The sequence below is a fragment of the Paraburkholderia susongensis genome, assembly GCF_900177725.1.
Taxonomy (GTDB): Bacteria; Pseudomonadota; Gammaproteobacteria; order Burkholderiales; family Burkholderiaceae; genus Paraburkholderia; species Paraburkholderia susongensis.
The window spans coordinates 364144-380976 of sequence record NZ_FXAT01000003.1 but is presented as its reverse complement, the minus strand read 5'-3'; the positions used below and the strand labels follow the sequence as shown (position 1 = coordinate 380976).

General features: G+C 65.1%; 14 protein-coding genes. 4 read left to right on the top strand and 10 right to left on the bottom strand.

Features of this window, described 5'->3' with window-relative positions; translation table 11 throughout:
• Positions 1–31: 31 nt before the first annotated feature.
• Positions 32–235 (bottom strand): DUF3185 family protein, encoded by a 204-nt coding sequence (locus tag B9Z01_RS10775; RefSeq protein ID WP_085482726.1) that lies wholly within the window; start codon positions 233–235, stop codon positions 32–34.
• 216 nt (positions 236–451) lie between these two features.
• Here B9Z01_RS10775 and mgrA point away from each other — a divergent pair, with 216 nt between their 5' ends.
• Positions 452–1495, top strand: a complete 1044-nt coding sequence (mgrA, locus tag B9Z01_RS10770) for an L-glyceraldehyde 3-phosphate reductase (protein WP_085482724.1) — start codon at positions 452–454, stop codon at positions 1493–1495.
• A 104-nt stretch (positions 1496–1599) separates the two neighbouring features.
• On the opposite strand, the gene B9Z01_RS10765 is transcribed toward mgrA, so the two are convergent.
• From B9Z01_RS10765 to B9Z01_RS10745, 5 genes are all read right to left on the bottom strand, one after another.
• A complete protein-coding gene (locus B9Z01_RS10765) occupies positions 1600–1785 on the bottom strand; it encodes a hypothetical protein (protein ID WP_085482722.1) in 186 nt (61 codons plus the stop codon).
• A gap of 481 nt (positions 1786–2266) precedes the next feature.
• Positions 2267–3544 (bottom strand): MFS transporter, encoded by a 1278-nt coding sequence (locus tag B9Z01_RS10760; RefSeq protein ID WP_085482720.1) that lies wholly within the window; start codon positions 3542–3544, stop codon positions 2267–2269.
• Between the two features lie 188 nt (positions 3545–3732).
• A complete protein-coding gene (locus B9Z01_RS10755; RefSeq protein ID WP_244195983.1) occupies positions 3733–5253 on the bottom strand; it encodes an efflux transporter outer membrane subunit in 1521 nt (506 codons plus the stop codon).
• A gap of 122 nt (positions 5254–5375) precedes the next feature.
• Positions 5376–6716 (bottom strand): efflux RND transporter periplasmic adaptor subunit, encoded by a 1341-nt coding sequence (locus B9Z01_RS10750; protein WP_085482718.1) that lies wholly within the window; start codon positions 6714–6716, stop codon positions 5376–5378.
• Positions 6717–6893: 177 nt separating this feature from the next.
• Positions 6894–10076: an efflux RND transporter permease subunit gene (locus B9Z01_RS10745; RefSeq protein ID WP_085482716.1), complete on the bottom strand. Its 3183-nt coding sequence runs from the start codon at positions 10074–10076 to the stop codon at positions 6894–6896.
• Positions 10077–10533: 457 nt separating this feature from the next.
• Between B9Z01_RS10745 and B9Z01_RS10740 the strand changes: the two genes are divergently transcribed.
• The 3 genes from B9Z01_RS10740 to B9Z01_RS10730 all read left to right on the top strand — a co-directional run bounded on the left by B9Z01_RS10740 (position 10534) and on the right by B9Z01_RS10730 (position 13005).
• Positions 10534–10746 (top strand): hypothetical protein, encoded by a 213-nt coding sequence (locus B9Z01_RS10740; RefSeq protein WP_085482714.1) that lies wholly within the window; start codon positions 10534–10536, stop codon positions 10744–10746.
• Positions 10747–10916: 170 nt separating this feature from the next.
• A complete protein-coding gene (locus B9Z01_RS10735; protein WP_085482712.1) occupies positions 10917–11954 on the top strand; it encodes a serine/threonine protein kinase in 1038 nt (345 codons plus the stop codon).
• A 310-nt stretch (positions 11955–12264) separates the two neighbouring features.
• Positions 12265–13005 carry a PepSY-associated TM helix domain-containing protein gene (locus B9Z01_RS10730; RefSeq protein WP_085482710.1) on the top strand — a complete coding sequence of 247 codons (741 nt, stop codon included), beginning with the start codon at positions 12265–12267 and terminating at the stop codon, positions 13003–13005.
• Between the two features lie 33 nt (positions 13006–13038).
• Here the strand turns inward: B9Z01_RS10730 and B9Z01_RS10725 are convergent, their stop codons facing one another.
• The 4 genes from B9Z01_RS10725 to B9Z01_RS10710 all read right to left on the bottom strand — a co-directional run bounded on the left by B9Z01_RS10725 (position 13039) and on the right by B9Z01_RS10710 (position 16803).
• A complete protein-coding gene (locus B9Z01_RS10725) occupies positions 13039–14061 on the bottom strand; it encodes an XdhC family protein (protein ID WP_085482708.1) in 1023 nt (340 codons plus the stop codon).
• A complete protein-coding gene (locus tag B9Z01_RS10720) occupies positions 14034–14639 on the bottom strand; it encodes an SRPBCC family protein (protein ID WP_085482706.1) in 606 nt (201 codons plus the stop codon). The genes B9Z01_RS10725 and B9Z01_RS10720 overlap by 28 nt, the downstream gene beginning before the upstream one ends.
• Positions 14630–15838 (bottom strand): vWA domain-containing protein, encoded by a 1209-nt coding sequence (locus B9Z01_RS10715; RefSeq protein WP_085483499.1) that lies wholly within the window; start codon positions 15836–15838, stop codon positions 14630–14632. Before B9Z01_RS10715 ends, B9Z01_RS10720 begins: the two co-directional genes overlap by 10 nt.
• A gap of 83 nt (positions 15839–15921) precedes the next feature.
• Positions 15922–16803: an AAA family ATPase gene (locus tag B9Z01_RS10710; protein ID WP_085482704.1), complete on the bottom strand. Its 882-nt coding sequence runs from the start codon at positions 16801–16803 to the stop codon at positions 15922–15924.
• Positions 16804–16833 lie beyond the last annotated feature (30 nt).

The following is a 16833-nucleotide window of genomic DNA, read 5'->3' as shown; positions in this document are numbered from 1 at the left end:
AAACCTCGCCAGCCAACCCTGCCGGCAAGCCCTACCGTTTGCGCCCCAACGCGACCCCTGTCAGCCCGGCCAGCGTCGCCACCACGCCCGCCACGATCAGCACGATCGCCTTGTTGGTCGGCGAACCGGTAAAGAAGCGCGACACGTCGCTGCTCATCGAGTTGAACGCCTGCCCGCCGAAATACAGCAATACGATGCCGCCGACAATCAGCGCGATCGAAATCGCTTTCGTCATCTGGTTCTCCCATCAGCTTTGTCCGGCGAGAGTGTAGGGGAGCCGTTGGCGATCGTCCATCCCGCATACTGGGCGCCTGCAAGGATGAAGTCGATTGGCTACCATAGCGGTCTGGCCGCACTACGACAATCCATCTCTCCAGCAGCACGCCTCCCGCAACGCGCGAATCCTCACGCCCGCAATCGCCGGGCGATTTCATCGACAAGGACATCAGCAATGGCTTACGAAGCAGCTTCAGAACGCTATTCGGACATGCAATACCGCGTCTGCGGCAAGTCGGGTCTCAAACTGCCGGCACTGTCGCTCGGCCTGTGGCACAACTTCGGCGACACCACGCCGATCTCCACGCAGCGCGACATCCTGCGCACGGCCTTCGATCTCGGCATCACGCACTTCGATCTCGCGAACAACTACGGCCCGCCGTACGGCAGCGCGGAAACCAATTTCGGCCGTCTCTTCAAGGACGATTTCAAACCGTATCGCGACGAGCTGCTGATTTCGTCGAAGGCCGGCTGGGACATGTGGCCGGGCCCGTACGGCCAGGGCGGCGGCTCGCGCAAGTACGTGCTCGCGAGCCTCGACCAGAGCTTGAAGCGCATGGGTCTCGATTACGTCGACATCTTCTATTCGCATCGTTTCGACGCGCATACGCCGCTCGAGGAAACCGCGGGCGCGCTCGCGAGCGCGGTGCAGCAGGGCAAGGCGCTCTACATCGGCATCTCGTCGTATTCGTCCGCGAAGACGCTCGAAATGGCGAAGCTGCTCGCCGAATACAAGGTGCCGCTGCTTATCCATCAGCCGTCGTACAACATGCTGAACCGCTGGATCGAGCGCGGCCTGCTCGATACGCTCGAAGAGGTCGGGGCTGGCGCGATTGCGTTCACGCCGTTGGCTCAAGGACTCCTGACCGGCAAGTACCTGAACGGCGTGCCGGCCGATGCGCGCGTCAACAAAGCAGGTGGCGGTTCGCTGAAGCAGGAGCACCTGAGCGAGCAGAACATCGAGCACGTGCGCAAGCTCAACGACATCGCGCAGCGTCGCGGCCAGAGCCTCGCGCAAATGGCGCTCGCATGGGCGCTGCGCGATGCGCGCGTGACTTCGGTGCTGATCGGTGCGAGCCGTGCGGAGCAGGTGCGCGAGAACGTCGGCGCGCTCGGGAATCTTGCGTTCTCAGCGGACGAACTCGCCGAAATCGATCGCTATGCGACCGAAGGCGGGATCAATCTGTGGGAAAAGCCGTCGACGGATCAGGCGATCTGATCGCGTAACGGATCCGCGGCCCCGCGGACCAACGGAGCGTCCGCGGAAATGACGGGACAGAGAAAGCCGCACGTTCAGCGTGCGGCTTTTTTCGTGATGTTGCGCTACACCAGCGCTGGCAGACCTTCGACCAGCGCAACCGCGCAAACCACACCGATCACCGCACCGAGCACGCGCAGCGCGTTGTGCCGTACCTCGGTCTTGCAGGGTAGCGCGCCGACGAACAATGCGCCCGCTAGCGCCATCGGAATGACCAGGATGAAATCGCCGATCGTAAAGTACGTCGTCATATTCGTCTCCTTTGTCGACCGGAGTTAGCGCTTCAGCACTGATTCCGGTCCCATGCGATTTATCGCGGTCGACCGGAGTGGGCGTTTAGCACTGACTCCGATCCCATGCAGGATGGTTGCTGTGTATCACTAACGAAGGCGGCGGCTCCGACAACCGGCAGTGCCCCGCTCAATTCGAGTATAGGAGACCGGCGCAGCGGCATGAGGGCGCGAAACGGCGCCAAACGATGGAATGGTGCCGACTCGCAGGCTGTTGACCCGCGTGCCGCCGGGCATACGGAGATTGGCGCGGCGCAGCAAAGATAGTGGAACGTATGAAGTGTTTGCTTACGTGTGTCTTACGTTTTGCTACGAATTCATGCGGGTTGAATCGTACCGGGATAAATCGCGCCGCGTCGTGCCGGATGATGCGAAGCAATCCCGGAGGCAGGCTCGATGCGCGTGGCTCTTGGTCCGTCAGCCGCGCACCTCGCCTGTTGGGTTATTCATACCCGCGCAAACGCATGCCCCCCAGTAGTCCGATGACGATCAGCGTACCCACCAGCCCCACGACACCATTCCAGCCATGACCGGCCCACACGTGGCCGCCGTACGAACCGACCACGCTCGAGCCGATGTAGTACGCGAGCAGGTACAGCGCGGCAGCCTGGCCTTTCGCGTCTTTGGCGAGACGGCCGACCCAGCCGCTCGCCACCGAGTGCCCCGCGAAGAAGCCGAAGGTCACGCACGCGATGCCGGTCGCGATCGCCGCGAGCGGATGCAGCATCGTCAGCACGAGGCCGAACATCATCAGCAGCAGGCTCGCGATCAGCACGCGCGCGCGGCCGAACGTATCGGCCATGCGTCCGGACCACGGCGACGCGACCACGCCGGTCAGATACACGACGAAAATCGCGCCGATCTCGGTCTGGTTCAGTCGATACGGCGGCGCGAGCAGCCGGTAGCCGATGTAGTTGTACAGCGTGACGAAGCTGCCCATCAGCACGAAGCCGAGCAGGAACAGCACCGGCAGACCCGGTCGCGTGAACTGCCTGAGCAGCGCGGTGCGGTGATGCGCGAAGCCGAGTCCGCGGCGCGGCACGAAATGGCGCGACGGCGGCAGCAGCGCGCGAAACGCCAGCATCGACAGCAGACCGAGCACGCCGATCGTGCCGATCGCGACACGCCACGAAAACAGATCCGCGACGACGCCGGTAATCACGCGCCCGGCCATGCCGCCGATCGCCGTGCCGCCGACGTACAGCCCCATCGCGAGGCCGAGGCCATCGGGATGCACTTCCTCGGCGAGATAGGCCATCGCGACGGCCGGCACACCGCCGAGCGCGAGTCCTTCGAGCGTGCGAAGCACGAGCAGCTGATGCCAGTGCGGCGCGATCGACACGCCGATGGTCAGCAGCGCCGAGGCCGTGAGCGACAGCGTCATCAGCTTGTGACGGCTCCAGCCCTCGGAGACGAAACCGGCGACGAAGATCGCGAGCGCCAGCGCGGCGGTGGAGAGCGACAACGACAGACTGCTTTGCGCGGGCGTCACGTTGAACGCCTCGGAAAAAGACGGCAGCAGCGGCTGCACGCAGTAGAGCAGCGAGAACGTCGCGTAGCCGGCGAACAGCAGCGCGATGGCGGCACGCCAGTACGCGCGCGTGCCGCGTTCGAGATAGGGGAGGTCCGATACGGACGAAGTGCGAAGAGGAGCCGCCGAAGCTGTGCTCGAGGAAGGAACGGCAGAAGCAGTCCGCTGGGATTCCGGCGGCAGGGTCACAACAAAACTCCTTGGGTCACGCAAAAATGCTCAAAAGAGTTAAGGATACGCTGAAAAAGAAACTCGGACCGGCGGCGAGTGCAAAGCGGTACCAAGTGTGGCTTGAGGGATGAGCCGTTGTCGCGCGGGACGAAGGCCGTGGCGGTAGCCGCAGCCGTACGCCCCAAGCCCCACACTCGCGCGGTTCCCTAGCCGCGCGCCGCGGTTGCGCTCGCCGGTGTGGGCGCCGGTGCTGACGTCGACGTCGACGGATGCACAATTTCCTCCCCACCCGGCAGCGCCGACGTGTCCCAGCCGCCGCCGAGCGCCTTCACGAGTGCGACGCTCGCGGCCATGCGGCGGCGCGCGATCGCCACGGCGTTGCGCTCGTTGGTGAGCGCGGTCGTCTGCGCGACCACCACGTCGAGATAGGTGATCGCGCCGTTCTTGTAGCGATTCGACACGACCGCGAGCGAACGCTGCGCCGCTGCCACCGCATCGTCCTGCGCGGCGGCTTCCTGTTCGAGCACACGCAGCGCGGCGAGGTTGTCCTCGACCTGGCCGAACGCGTCCAGCACCGTCTGCCGGTATTGCGCGACGCTTTCGTCGTAGTGCGCGCGCGCCTGTTCCTTGACGGCCGCGCGCCCGCCGAAGTCGAGCAGCGTGCCCGCGAGCGTCGGCCCGAGCGACCACAGCCGGCTCGGCGCGAGCAGCCACTGGCTGTAGTTGGTCGCTTCGAGCCCGCCCGTCACCGAGAGGATGAGGCTCGGGAAAAACGCCGCGGTCGCGACGCCGATCTGCGCGTTCATGTCGGCGATGTGCCGCTCCGCCGACGCGATGTCGGGACGCCGTTCGAGCAGATCCGACGGCACGCCGGCCGCCGCGACGACCGGCACGGCCACGAGCGGCGCGGCCGGCAGCGTGAACGTCGAGGGCGACTGGCCGATCAGGATCGCGATCGCGTGTTCGAGTTGCGCGCGCTGTACGCCGAGGTCGAGCGCCTGCGCCTGCGTGGTCTTCAACTGCGTTTGGGCCTGCGCGACGTCGGCGTCGGTGGCGATGCCGCCCGCGTAGCGATGCTGTGTCAACTCCAGCGCTTCCTGGTAGGCCTTGATCGTGTCGTCGAGTAGTTGGCGCTCCTGATCGAGTCCGCGCAGCTCGAAGTAGTCGGTCGCGAGTTCGGCCTGCATCGAGAGAAGCGCGGCTTCGACGTCGGCGGCGCTCGCCTGCGCGGCGGCTTTCGCGCCCTCGACGCTGCGTGAGATGCGGCCCCACAGGTCCGGCTCCCACGATGCGTCGGCCTGCACGATGTAGTCGTTCAGCGTGAGGCCCGCAGTCGATTTGTGCAGCACGTTCTCCGAGGTTCGCGCGCGCGAATAGTTGCCGCTCGCGCTGACCACCGGGAAAAACTCCGAGCGATATTGCGCGACGCTCGCGCGGGCCGCGCGAAAGCGCGCTTCGGCGGCCTGCACGTCCTGGTTCGCGCCTGCGACCTGCTGCTCGAGCGCATCGAGCGACGGGTCTGCGTAGATCTGCCACCAGGCGCCGCGCGCGAGCGTGTCGGCGGGTTGCGCGGGCTTCCAGCCGGTGCCTTCGAGTTCGCGCCAGGTCGCAGGCGTGGCGGTGACGGGCCTCACGTAGTCGGGACCGACGGTGCAGGCGGTGAGGGTGCAGGCGAGCGTCAAGGCGAATGCTGGGGCGCGTATTGACGCGCGTATTGCGGTGCTCATTGGGAGGCGTATCGCAATGCCAGGCGAAGTTCGTGCACGCGGGCGCGTCGATGCGCGAATGAGGACGTGTGCGGCCGCGGCCGCAGAGGCAGAGGCCGCAGCGCGCCGCAAAACCAGCATCTTCATGATTGCGTCCTCGCGGCCGGCTGGCCGCCGCCCAACGCAGCCGCCGAACTTGCCGCCGCGCCGGTTGCCGCTGCCCCTGCTGCTCCAGCAGCACCTTCCGCACCGCCACCACCTTCTGCTTTGCGCGGCACGATCCGTACCGGCGCGCCATCGACGATCGAATCCTGCGGATTCAAAATCACCTGCTCGCGGCCGTTCAAACCGGACACGATCGCGACACGCGTGCCGAAGTCCGTGCCGAGCGACACCGGCAGCAGCTTCACCTTGTGTCGAGCGTCGACGGTCGCGACTTTCACGCCGTCAGGCCGGAACAGCAGCGCATTACCTGGCAGCGTGTACGGCGCCGCGCCCGTGCCGAGCGCGAAATGCACCTGGGCATACGCACCCGGCAACAGTTCGCCGTCGCGATTGTCGACATCGACTTCGACGAGCATCGTGCGCTGCTGCGCATCGACCGCGCCCGCCGTGCGCGCGACCGTCCCCGGATAGTGCCGCGCTGGCGTCTCGGTCAGCGTCAGATAAGCCGACTGCCGTGCGCGCACCTGTTGCGCGTACGCCTGCGGCACGTTCACATAGACGCGCAGACGGTTCGCCTGCGCGACATGAAACAGCTCCTTCGCGGGACCGCCGGAACTGCCCGCATCGATCAACGCGCCGACATCGACGTTGCGCGCGGTCACGATGCCGTCGAACGGTGCATAGACCCTCTGGAACGATTGCGTTTTCTCGAGACGCGCGACGTTGAAACTCGCCGCATTGAGCGTGGCTTTCTTCGCGAGCATGTCGCCGACTTTCTCGTCGGTCTCCTGCTTCGAGACCGATTTGCTCTTCAGCATGTCGGTCCAGCGATCGGCGGTGCTTTTCGCGAGCGCATAGTTCGCTTCGGCGTTCGCGAGATCGGCGCGGGCGGCGCGCAACTGGTCGTCCACTTCGGGCGTGTCGATTTCCGCGAGCAACTGGCCGTTTTTCACGTGCGCGCCGATGTCGGCGTACCACTTCTTCAGATATCCGTTGGTGCGCGCGTAGATCGGCGTATCGAGAAAAGCCTGCACGTTGCCGGGCAACACGAGATCGACCCCGGCGGATGACTTCTGCGGCAGCACGACCTCGACGCTCATCTGGCTCGCATGTGCGGCATCGCGTTCGAGCGCCGCGTGCGCATCGTGGCGTGACCAGATGCCTTGCGCGGCGAGCGCGAGCACCGCGACGGCCGCGGCGATCGCGATCCAGCGCGTGCGCCGCGCTTTCGCGGGGTCATGCGCGGCGTTGCCGCCTGAGGCCGGACTCGAACCGGACCCCGAACCGGAACCAGAGTCGTCTGGACGTTGTGCTTCCATCAAACTTCCCCTGTGTCGACCGGAGTTAGCGCTTCAGCGCTTAATCTGGTCCCATGCAATTTTTGCGGTCGACCGGAGTAAGTGCTTCAGCACTTACTGTGGTCCCATCAAAGACGGTTGCCGTGAAATTTCGCGTGCAGCGCACGCCGCTTCTCGTCATCGTCCCGCGCTTCATGTTCATGGCTTCTGCACCACGTGTTCCGCCGCGCGCCGATGCCGTGCCGCGAGCCGCCGATAGATCATCGAGAACACGACGGGCACGAAGATCAGCGTGGCGATCGTGCCGACCGTGAGACCGCCGATCACCGCGCGCCCGAGCGGCGCATTCTGCTCGCCGCCTTCGCCGAGACCGATCGCCATCGGCACCATGCCGATCACCATCGCGAGCGCCGTCATCAGCACCGGACGGAAGCGTGTGAAGCCCGCTTCGATCGCGGCGCGCGTCGCATCGCCGTGCAGCAGCAGTTGTTCGCGCGCGAAGCTGATGACGAGAATCGAGTTTGCAGTCGCGATGCCGATACACATAATCGCGCCCGTGAGCGCGGGAATCGACAGCGTGGTGTGCGTGAGGAACAGTGTCCACACGATGCCCGCGAGCGCGCCCGGCAGCGCGGTGATGATGATGAACGGATCGAGCCACGACTGGAAATTGACGACGATCAGCAGATACACGAGCAGCACCGCGAACAGCAGACCGGCGAGCAGACCCGAGAACGAATCGTTCATCGTCTGCACCTGGCCGCGCAGTTCGATGGTCGAGCTTTGCGGCAGCTCGGCTTTCGATTCGTCGATGATCTTGCGAATGTCGTCGGAGACACCGCCGAGATCGCGGCCATCGGCGGTGCCGTAAATATCGATCGTGGTCTGCGCGTTGTAGTGCGTGAGCACCGCGTTGCCGGCTTCGCGGCGCATCGTCGCGAGCGAGCCGAGAATGTTGCTGCGTCCGTTTGCGTTGAGCGGAATGTTCGCGAGCGATTGCAGCGAATCGATCGTGTATTGCGGTGCTTCCGTGATGACGTTGTAGCTCACGCCGTTGCGCGGATTGAGCCAGAACGTCGGCGTGGTCTGCTGGCTGCCGGACAGCGTGATGAGCAGGTCGCTCGCGATATCGCGCTGCGAGAAGCCCGCCTGCTGCGCGCGCGTGCGATCGACGTCGATGAAGATACGCGGCAGATCGGCGGGCTGCTGGATGCGCGCGTCGGCAAGACCCGGCACCGTGCGCAGACGGTTCAGCAGCTTCGCGGCGAATGCGCGGTTCGCTGCCACTTCACGGCCCACGATCTGGATGTCGATCGGCGACGGCATACCGAAGTTGAGCGTCTGGCTCACGATATCGGCGGGTAGAAACGCGAACTGCACGCCGGGGAATTCGTCGCTGAGCGTGCGCCGCAGCGTGTGCACGTAGTCGGCGCTCGGATGATGACCGGGGTTCAGCGTAATCAGGATGTCCGAATCCGAGGTGCCGATCGTGCCCGTGTTGCTGTACGAGAGGTTGATGCCCGACACCGGCAGGCCGATGTTGTCGATGATCGAATGCAGTTCGCCAGCCGGAATCAGCTGACGGATGCGCGTATCGACGCGATCGGTCAGCACCGCGGTTTCCTCGACACGCATGCCGGTTTTCGCGCGCATGTGCAGCGCGATCGTGCCCGCATCGACGGCCGGGAAAAAGTCGCGGCCGATAAACGGCAGCAACAGCATCGAAGCGCAGCAGCACACGAGGAACAGCGTGACGAACCATCCCGGCCGCGCGACGCGCGCTTCGAGGAACATGCGGTAACGCTCGCGCAAACGCGCAAAGCCGCGCTCGAACGCATAGTGCACGCGCATGAACGGATTGCGCGTCGGCGCGGACGTGTGATGCGAATCCGCGGACTTGTGATGAAAGCGCAGCAGATATTTCGCGAGCGTCGGCACGAGCGTGCGCGAGAAGAAATACGACGCGAGCATCGCGAACACCACCGCTTCGGCAAGCGGGATGAACAGATAGTGCGCGACGCCCGTGAGCAGGAACATCGGCACGAACACGATGCAGATCGACAGCGTCGACACGAGCGTCGGAATCGCGATCTGATGCGCGCCGTCGAGAATCGCCTGCTCGAGCGTCTTGCCCTGCTCGAGCTGATGGCTGATGTTTTCGATCGCCACGGTCGCGTCGTCGACGAGAATCCCGACCGCGAGCGCGAGCCCGCCGAGCGTCATGATGTTGATCGTCTGGCCGAGCGCGGAGAGCGCGATGATCGATGTAATCATCGAGAGCGGAATCGACACCGCGATAATCAGCGTCGCGCGCCAGTTGCCGAGGAACAGCAGGATCATCAGCGCGGTCAGGCACGCGGCGATCAGCGCTTCGCGCAGCACGCCCTGCACCGAGGCGCGCACGAACAGCGACTGGTCGGCGACGGGGTCGATATTGAGCGACGGCGGCACGAGATTGCGCAGCGTCGGCATCATGGTCTTGATGCGATCGACGATATCGAGTGTGGACGTGTTGCCGCTTTTGTTGATCGTGAGCAGCGCGGCGCGCTGGCCGTTCACGCGCACGATGTTGGTCTGCGGCTGGAAACCGTCGCGCACGTGCGCGACGTCGCGGATATACACGGTGCCGTTCGCGGTCGTGCGAATCGGAATGTTGTTGAGACCCGCGAGCGAATCGGGGCTGCCGTTCATTTCCACCGAGTACTCGGTCGAGCCGATTTTCGCGGTGCCCGAGGGCAGGATCAGATTCTGTGCGGAGACCGCGTTGACGACGTCCATCGGCGAAAGATTGCGCTCCTGCAGCTTGCGCGAATCGATATCGACCATGATCTGCCGCTGCTTGCCGCCGTACGGCAACGGCGCGGATGCACCGGGCACGGTGGCGAGTTGCGTCTTCAGGAAGTTGTTGCCGAAGTCGAACAGTTCCTGCTCGGTCAGCGATGCGGACGACAACGCGAGCCGCAAGATCGGCACCGTCGACGCGTTATAGCGCAGGATGAACGGCGGCGTGATGCCGGGCGGCAGCGAGCGCACTTGTGATTGCGAGAGTGCGGTGACCTGGGCGAGCGCTTCGTCGATATTCGCGCCCGGCTGGAAAAAGATCTTGATGACCGAGATGCCGTTCAGCGACGTCGATTCCGTGTGCTCGATGTCGTTGACCGCGACCGACAAGCCGCGCTCGTAGTTGAGCGCGATGCGCCGCTCCATCTCGTCGGCGGGCAGGCCGTTGTACGACCAGATCACCGAGAGCACCGGGATGTCGATGTTCGGAAAGATGTCGGTGGGCGTGCGCAGAATCGTCAACGGTCCGACGATCAACAGCAGCAGGGCCAGCACGACGAACGTATAGGGGCGCCGCAGGGCGAGGCGAACGATCCACATGACTAGTGCGAACGAATGAAGCGGGCTAAGGCGAGGCGGGCAGCCGCGCCGCGCGCGGGGCGAACGCAATGGCCGCGGCGCGCGCAAGACGTGCAGCGGGTGCAGCGAAAACGGGCGCGCACCGGCGCTGCGCCCCTGTCAGGCTGATCGTCCGGGCAGTGCACGTTTTTGATGTCTCCTCCCCGCAGGGTTTATGATGGTCTTCGTTACGAGGTCTTACGGCGAGATCATCGGCCGTGCGCAGCGTAATTGGAATAGGGCGAAACGACTGGTGAAAAGCCATGGGTTCGCGCTTCCCAAAGCACTGCAAAACGGCAACAATGACCCGAGGCCTCTCACGCGCAATGCGCGCGGCAGATTAGGTGCGTACGCAACGTTAGCGGCGAAGCGGCGCTTTTTATCATCATCTCGACCGGCGTGAAATCATAAAGCCGGCAAGGGGAAACGGGGAAATATCATGCAAGTCGGTTCCATCGTCCGATCGGTGCATATCGCCGTGCCGCAAGGCGCGCGCGGAATCGTCATGCGCATCCTTGGCGACATGGCGATGGTGGCGTGGTACGCCGGCGAACCCGGCGCATCGCCGCAACTGAATACCGAACCCTTTTTTCTCGAAGATCTGATCGACACGGGTGAGCTCGTGCGCCCGGCCGGCGCGCAGATGCATTGAACGCTGTGGCTTGTGGCTGTTGTACTCGGTGGCTCGCGAGTCGATCGCAGTTTCGAGCGGCACGCGCGTGCCCGTTGGTGCGTCAGTTGTAGTGGTGCTGTAAGGCACGGTTGATCCGTGTGTGAATCGCCGGCCTCGTCTTTACCGGCGGCGCGGCGCACAATGCGGGCATGAACGACACCACTCCCGACATTCCCGATCCCGAGGCCGGCGCGAACAGCGCCGTGCCGTTTGCCAGACTCACGCCGGAAACCGTGCTCGATGCACTCGACGGCGTGCTCGCCACGGCCGGCGTGCGCACCGACGGTCGCCTGCTGCCGCTCAACAGTTACGAAAATCGCGTGTATCAGGTGGGCGTCGAAGACGGTCCGCCGGTGGTTGCGAAGTTCTATCGCCCCGAGCGCTGGAGTGATGCCGCGATCCTCGAAGAGCACGCGTTCGTCGCGGAACTCGTCGAGCGCGAAATTCCGGCCGTGCCTGCACGCGTGCTCGACGGGCGCACGCTTCATACCTTCGACGGTTTTCGCTTCTCGGTCTTCGAGCGGCGCGGCGGCCGCGCGCCCGATCTCGACCGGCGCGATACGCTCGAATGGCTGGGGCGCTTCATCGGCCGCATTCACGCGATCGGGCAGACGCAAAACTACGCCGAGCGTCCCACGCTCGATATCGACACGTTCGGCTACGAGCCGCGCGACTTCCTGCTCACTCACCGCTTCGTGCCCGACGACCTGCGCACCGCGTGGGAAACCGTCGTGAACCTTGCACTCGAAGGCGTCGCGCGCGCGTTCGAGCGGGCCGGCGAAATTCGCGCGCTGCGTTTGCACGGCGATTGTCATCCGAGCAACGTGTTGTGGACCGACGCGGGTCCGCATTTCGTCGACTTCGACGACAGCCGCATGGGCCCGGCGATTCAGGACCTCTGGCTGCTGCTGCCGGGCGAGCGCGCCGAGGCGTCGCGCGCACTTGCCGACCTGCTCGCCGGTTACGAGGATTTCTGCGACTTCGAGACACGCGAACTCTATCTGATCGAGGCGTTGCGCACGCTGCGCCTGATTCATTACCAGGCGTGGCTCGCGCGCCGCTGGGACGATCCGGCGTTTCCGGCCGCGTTTCCGTGGTTCAACACTCAGCGCTATTGGGAAGATCGCATCCTGGAGATGCGCGAGCAGATCGGCGCGATGCAGGAAGGGCCGCTCTGGCCTGTCTGAAACCTCGGCGCGCGTCGCGCCCTTGATCGCTTCTATCCGTTCGGCGCACGACGGCATTGAGCAAACCGCCTGAATGTGTAATGATAACAATTCTCAATTGAAAGGCGCCGCCAGCTTCCTGTCACATTTCTCCTCCTCTGTGACTGCCAGCCAGCCTCTCGGCCGGACCGCCTGAACTCCAAGTCGGGCGATCCGGTTCATTCCCCAAGGATTTTTTTCCACCGCTGCCATACGGTTGCGGGTTGCGCGCATCCTCTTTGCGCCGCCCGCGCGTCGGCAACGGCTTAACCCGCTGCGTCTGGAGTTCGTTGTGAACGCGCCTGAGTCGACCGATTTCAAACCTGCCGCCGCTGGCGAGATGCCCTATACCGCCGATGCATCGCAGCGCGCTCTTCCGCTGCTGGACGACGCGGAGCAGGGGGCACGCCGGCAGCGCTCGCGGCGCGCGAGTTTCATCAAGTGGCTGCGCAAGGTACATGGCTGGGTCGGTCTGTGGGGCGCGGTGCTGGGTCTGATGTTCGGTGTCACCGGTTTCATGCTGAACCACCGCGGCGGTCCGCTGAAGATTTCGACGGGCGCGCCGCAGGTCGAGGAAATGCAGATCGCGGTGCCGCAGAAACCATGGCGCTCGCCGATGGAAATGGCGAAGTGGCTGCAGGGCGAACTGAAGATCGACGGTAAACCTGGGCGCACGAAGCGCGAGCCCGCGCATCCGGTCGCGTGGGGCGAGCACGGCACGATCCAGCCGGAGTTGTGGCAGGTCGGCATCATGGGACCGAAGCAAGGCGTGCAGGCGGAGTACTGGGTCGGCAACGGCTTCGTCTCGGTGAAGCGCACGCACAACACGTTTCTCGCGACGCTGAACAACCTGCATAAAGGCGTGGGCCTGAGCGTCGGCTGGGTGCTGCTGATCGACACGCTTGCGGGTAGTCTGATCCTGCTTTCGCTGACCGGCGTGCTGCTGTGGACCGAACTGAATAAACGCCGCACCGTGGGCGTGATGCTCGTGGGCGGGTCGGTGCTCGCGGCGGTGGTTTGCGGGTTGATGTAACCACGCCGCGCCCGCCGCGTTGCATCCGGAGCGCTATACGCTACACGCGGCCCCGCCCGACGCCGCAATTTCTCGCGCGGCCTTCGCGCCTTCGACCTGCAGCAGCGTAGGCAGCGATACGCCGTTCTTCGCCGCCGTCACCTCGGCGAGAATCGAGACCGCGATCTCGGGCGGCGTGCGGCTGCCGATATAAATGCCGACTGGTCCATGCAGACGCGCCAGCTCGGCTTCGTTCAGATCGAACTCCTTGAGCCGTTCGCGCCGCGCGTGATTGTTCCTTCGCGAACCGAGCGCGCCGACGTAAAACGCCGGCGTTTTCAACGCTTCCATCAGCGCGAGGTCGTCGAGCTTCGGGTCGTGCGTGAGCGCGATCACCGCGCAGCGCTCGTCGAGCTTCATGTCGATCACGGTGTCGTCCGGCATCGTGCGCACGATCTTCGTGCCGGGTACGTCCCACTCCTCCGTGTACTCCTCGCGCGGATCGCACACCGTCACCTGATAATCGAGCCCCACCGCGATATTGCACAGATAGCGCGACAACTGCCCCGCGCCGATCACGAGCATGCGGTAGCGCGGGCCGTGAATCGTCAGCAGACGCTCGCCGTCGAAATGCACGCCGTCGGTGGCGAGCGCGTCGTCGAGCCGCACCGCGCCGCTCACCATGTCGACTTCGCGCGCGACGAGCCGCCCGCTCTCCACCGTATGGCATAGCTCGGCAATGCCGCTTTGCTGTGTCAACGGTTCGAGCACGAGCTGGATCGTGCCGCCGCACGGCAGACCGAAGCGATGCGCTTCTTCCGCCGTGATGCCGTACTTCACCGCTTCCGGATGTGTCTGCTCGATGCCCCGTTGCCGCACGCGATCGATCAGATCGTCTTCGATACAGCCGCCCGATACCGAACCCACCACGAGTCCGTCATCGCGCACCGCGAGCATCGCGCCCTCGGGACGCGGCGACGAGCCCCACGTCTTCACGACTGTCACCAGTAGCGCGCGATGTCCTTCGTGCAGCCAGCGGGCGCTGGACTTCAGAACTTCGAGATCCACGCTGTCCATGATTTCTTTCCTTTCGTTGCCTCGCCGCTGGACTCGCCGTCCGCGGCCTCGTTCGATTCAGTTGATGCGCTCGCGGCGCCGGTTTCGGCCCCGGCCGCAACCGCTGCGTCGCCATCCGCCGCTTCTTCGTTATTGTCGCCCGAGAACTGGGCGCTGAAGCGTTTGAAGAATTCTCCGGCAATCTTGCGCGCCGCGCCGTCGACGAGCCGCGAGCCGATCTGCGCGAGCTTGCCGCCGATCTGCGCGTTCGCCGTGTACGAGAGCGTCGTCGCGGCATCGCCGTCGGCTTCGAGCGTGACGTGCGCGTTGCCCTTGGCGAAACCGGCGGCGCCGCCCTGGCCTTCGAAGACGATCGTATAGGCGTTCGGCGCATCGATGTCGGTCAATTGCATGCGCCCCTTGAAGCGCGCCTTGACCGGGCCGACCGCCGCGCTCAGCGCCACCAGATACGCGTTCTCGCCATCGGGGTCGATGCTTTCGCAGCCCGGGATGCAGGCGCGCAGAATCTCCGTGTCGTTCAACGCATCCCACGTTTGCTGCTGCGCAACCGGCAGCGAGTGAGTTTCGCTCAATTCCATGACGTTGCTCCTGCGATTGTCGTAGCGGCAACGGCGTGGCGAGGTGCGCGCGTGAGTTGCGCGAGATCGCGGCCGAACGCTGCCAGACTGTCTAGATTATGAACCGGACGATGCGCGTCGACATACGGCAGGATCGCCTGCACGCCGCGCGCTTTCGGAGTGAAGCCGCTGAAACGCAGCAGCGGATTGAGCCAGACGATGCGATGCGCGAAGCGCGCGAGGCGTGCCATTTCGGTGTCGAGCACGTCGATCGCTTCGTGATCGAGACCGTCGGTGACGAGCAGCACGGTCGCGCGGCCTGTGAGCACGCGGCGCGCCCAGCGCCGGTTGAATTCGGCGAGCGCCATGCCGATGCGCGTGCCACCCGACCAGTCGAGCACCTGATCGCTGAGCGTGGCAATCGCCACGTCCGGGTCGCGCTCGCGCAATGCGCGCGTCGCGTTCGTGAGCCGCGTGCCGAACAGGAACACCTGTAGCCGTTCGCGCGATTGCAGCAGTGCGTGGCAGAAGTACAGCACCGCGCGCGAATAGCTGCTCATCGAACCGGAGATGTCGAGCAACAGCACGAGCGGCGGCTTGCGCTCGACGGTCGCGCGATATTTCCACACGGTCCAGTCGCCGCCCGCGCGCACCGCGTGCCGCGCGCTCGCGCGCAGGTCCGCATGCGTGCCGTGCGAGGCGGCCTTCAGGCGTCGTGTCGGCTCGGTGGCGAGCGGCAGACGCTGAGCGCGGATCAGATGGCGCAGCGTGCGCCATTCGTCGGCGGTGAGCGTGTCGAAATCGCGATGACGCAAGCGCTCTTCGGCGCTGAACGTGAGGTGCGCGCGCAGTTCGTGCTGTTCGGTTTCCTGCTGCGTTTTGAGGTGCGGGGACGCCGGCATGCGCACCGCGAGCGCATCGGCGAGGCGGTTGTTGCGTTTTGGCGGTGGCAGCCCGTCGCGAACTTTCGGCAGCAGCAGCGCGCGCAGCTTGCCTTCCCAGTCGGGGTCGCGCCAGAACAGGTCGAACGCGGCGTTGAAGAGTTCGCGTTCGTCGGGCGCGGTGACGAGCAGCGCGGCGAGGGCGGCGCGCACGTCGTCGCGGCGGCCGAGGTCGATCCAGTGCAGCGCGGCGAGTGCGTCGACGGATTGCGCGGGAGACATCGGCAGGCCCGCGCCGCGCAGCACGCGCACGAAATGGACGACGTTGCGCGCGAGCATCGGCGCGCTATCGTCCGGCGTGGCTCGCTGGCGCACGTCGCTGCGATTGTCCGGGCCGGTTTGGTTCGCCATGCCAACTATCCTCAGGCGGACAGACACTGCGTGATCTGCGCGGCGTCCACGCGCGCGAGATCGTCCTGGTACTTGAGCAGCACGCCGAGCGTGTTCTGCACCGATTGCGGATCGAGTTCCGTCACGGCCAGTGCTTCGAGCGCGCGGCACCAGTCGATCGTTTCCGCGATGCCCGGCGCCTTGAACAGATCCATGCCGCGCAGCCGATGCACGAAATCGACCGCGCGCCGCTGCAATTCCGCCGACGTTTGCGGCGCGCGCGCAGCGACGATCTCGAGTTCGCGCTCGCGCTCGGGATAGCCGATCCATTGATAGAGGCAACGGCGCTTCAGCGCGTCGTGTACTTCGCGCGTGCGGTTCGAGGTCATGACGACGAGCGGCGGTTGCGCCGCGCGCACGGTGCCGTATTCGGGAATCGATACCTGGAAGTCCGAAAGCAGTTCGAGCAGGAACGCCTCGAACGGTTCGTCGGCGCGATCGATTTCGTCGATCAGCAGCACGCGCCGCGCGCCGGGGTGATGTTCGTCGGGCATCAGCGCCTGCAAGAGCGGACGCTTGAGCAGGAATTCGTTGCGATACAGCGTGTCGTTGCCGGGCCGCTCGCCGGTGGCTTCGGCAAGCCGCAGGGCCATGATCTGGCGCGGGTAGTCCCATTCATAGAGCGCGCTCGCGGTGTCGAGTCCCTCGTAGCATTGCAGCCGCAGGAGCGTGGTGCCGAGCATGCCCGCCGCCGCTTTCGCGAGTTCGGTCTTGCCGACGCCCGGCTCGCCTTCGACGAACAGTGGCCGCTCCATACGCAGCGCGAGATACAGCGCGGTCGCGAGTTCGCGGCTCGCGAAATAGCGTTGGGCGGCGAGTTGGGCGAGGGTGTCGTCGATTGAAGCCGGCTGCATGGTGGTCCTGAATCTGCGCGATCTGGTGTG

Excerpts from the sequence above, each read along its gene's own strand:
- B9Z01_RS10740 (WP_085482714.1), top strand. The coding sequence starts at position 10,534 with ATGCAAGTCGGTTCCATCGTCCGATCGGTGCATATCGCCGTGCCGCAA.
- B9Z01_RS10745 (WP_085482716.1), bottom strand. The coding sequence starts at position 10,076 with ATGTGGATCGTTCGCCTCGCCCTGCGGCGCCCCTATACGTTCGTCGTG.
- mgrA (WP_085482724.1), top strand. The coding sequence starts at position 452 with ATGGCTTACGAAGCAGCTTCAGAACGCTATTCGGACATGCAATACCGC.
- B9Z01_RS10710 (WP_085482704.1), bottom strand. The coding sequence starts at position 16,803 with ATGCAGCCGGCTTCAATCGACGACACCCTCGCCCAACTCGCCGCCCAA.
- B9Z01_RS10720 (WP_085482706.1), bottom strand. The coding sequence starts at position 14,639 with ATGGAATTGAGCGAAACTCACTCGCTGCCGGTTGCGCAGCAGCAAACG.
- B9Z01_RS10735 (WP_085482712.1), top strand. The coding sequence starts at position 10,917 with ATGAACGACACCACTCCCGACATTCCCGATCCCGAGGCCGGCGCGAAC.
- B9Z01_RS10775 (WP_085482726.1), bottom strand. The coding sequence starts at position 235 with ATGACGAAAGCGATTTCGATCGCGCTGATTGTCGGCGGCATCGTATTG.
- B9Z01_RS10715 (WP_085483499.1), bottom strand. The coding sequence starts at position 15,838 with ATGCTCGCGCGCAACGTCGTCCATTTCGTGCGCGTGCTGCGCGGCGCG.
- B9Z01_RS10725 (WP_085482708.1), bottom strand. The coding sequence starts at position 14,061 with ATGGACAGCGTGGATCTCGAAGTTCTGAAGTCCAGCGCCCGCTGGCTG.
- B9Z01_RS10765 (WP_085482722.1), bottom strand. The coding sequence starts at position 1,785 with ATGACGACGTACTTTACGATCGGCGATTTCATCCTGGTCATTCCGATG.
- B9Z01_RS10750 (WP_085482718.1), bottom strand. The coding sequence starts at position 6,716 with ATGGAAGCACAACGTCCAGACGACTCTGGTTCCGGTTCGGGGTCCGGT.
- B9Z01_RS10755 (WP_244195983.1), bottom strand. The coding sequence starts at position 5,253 with ATGAGCACCGCAATACGCGCGTCAATACGCGCCCCAGCATTCGCCTTG.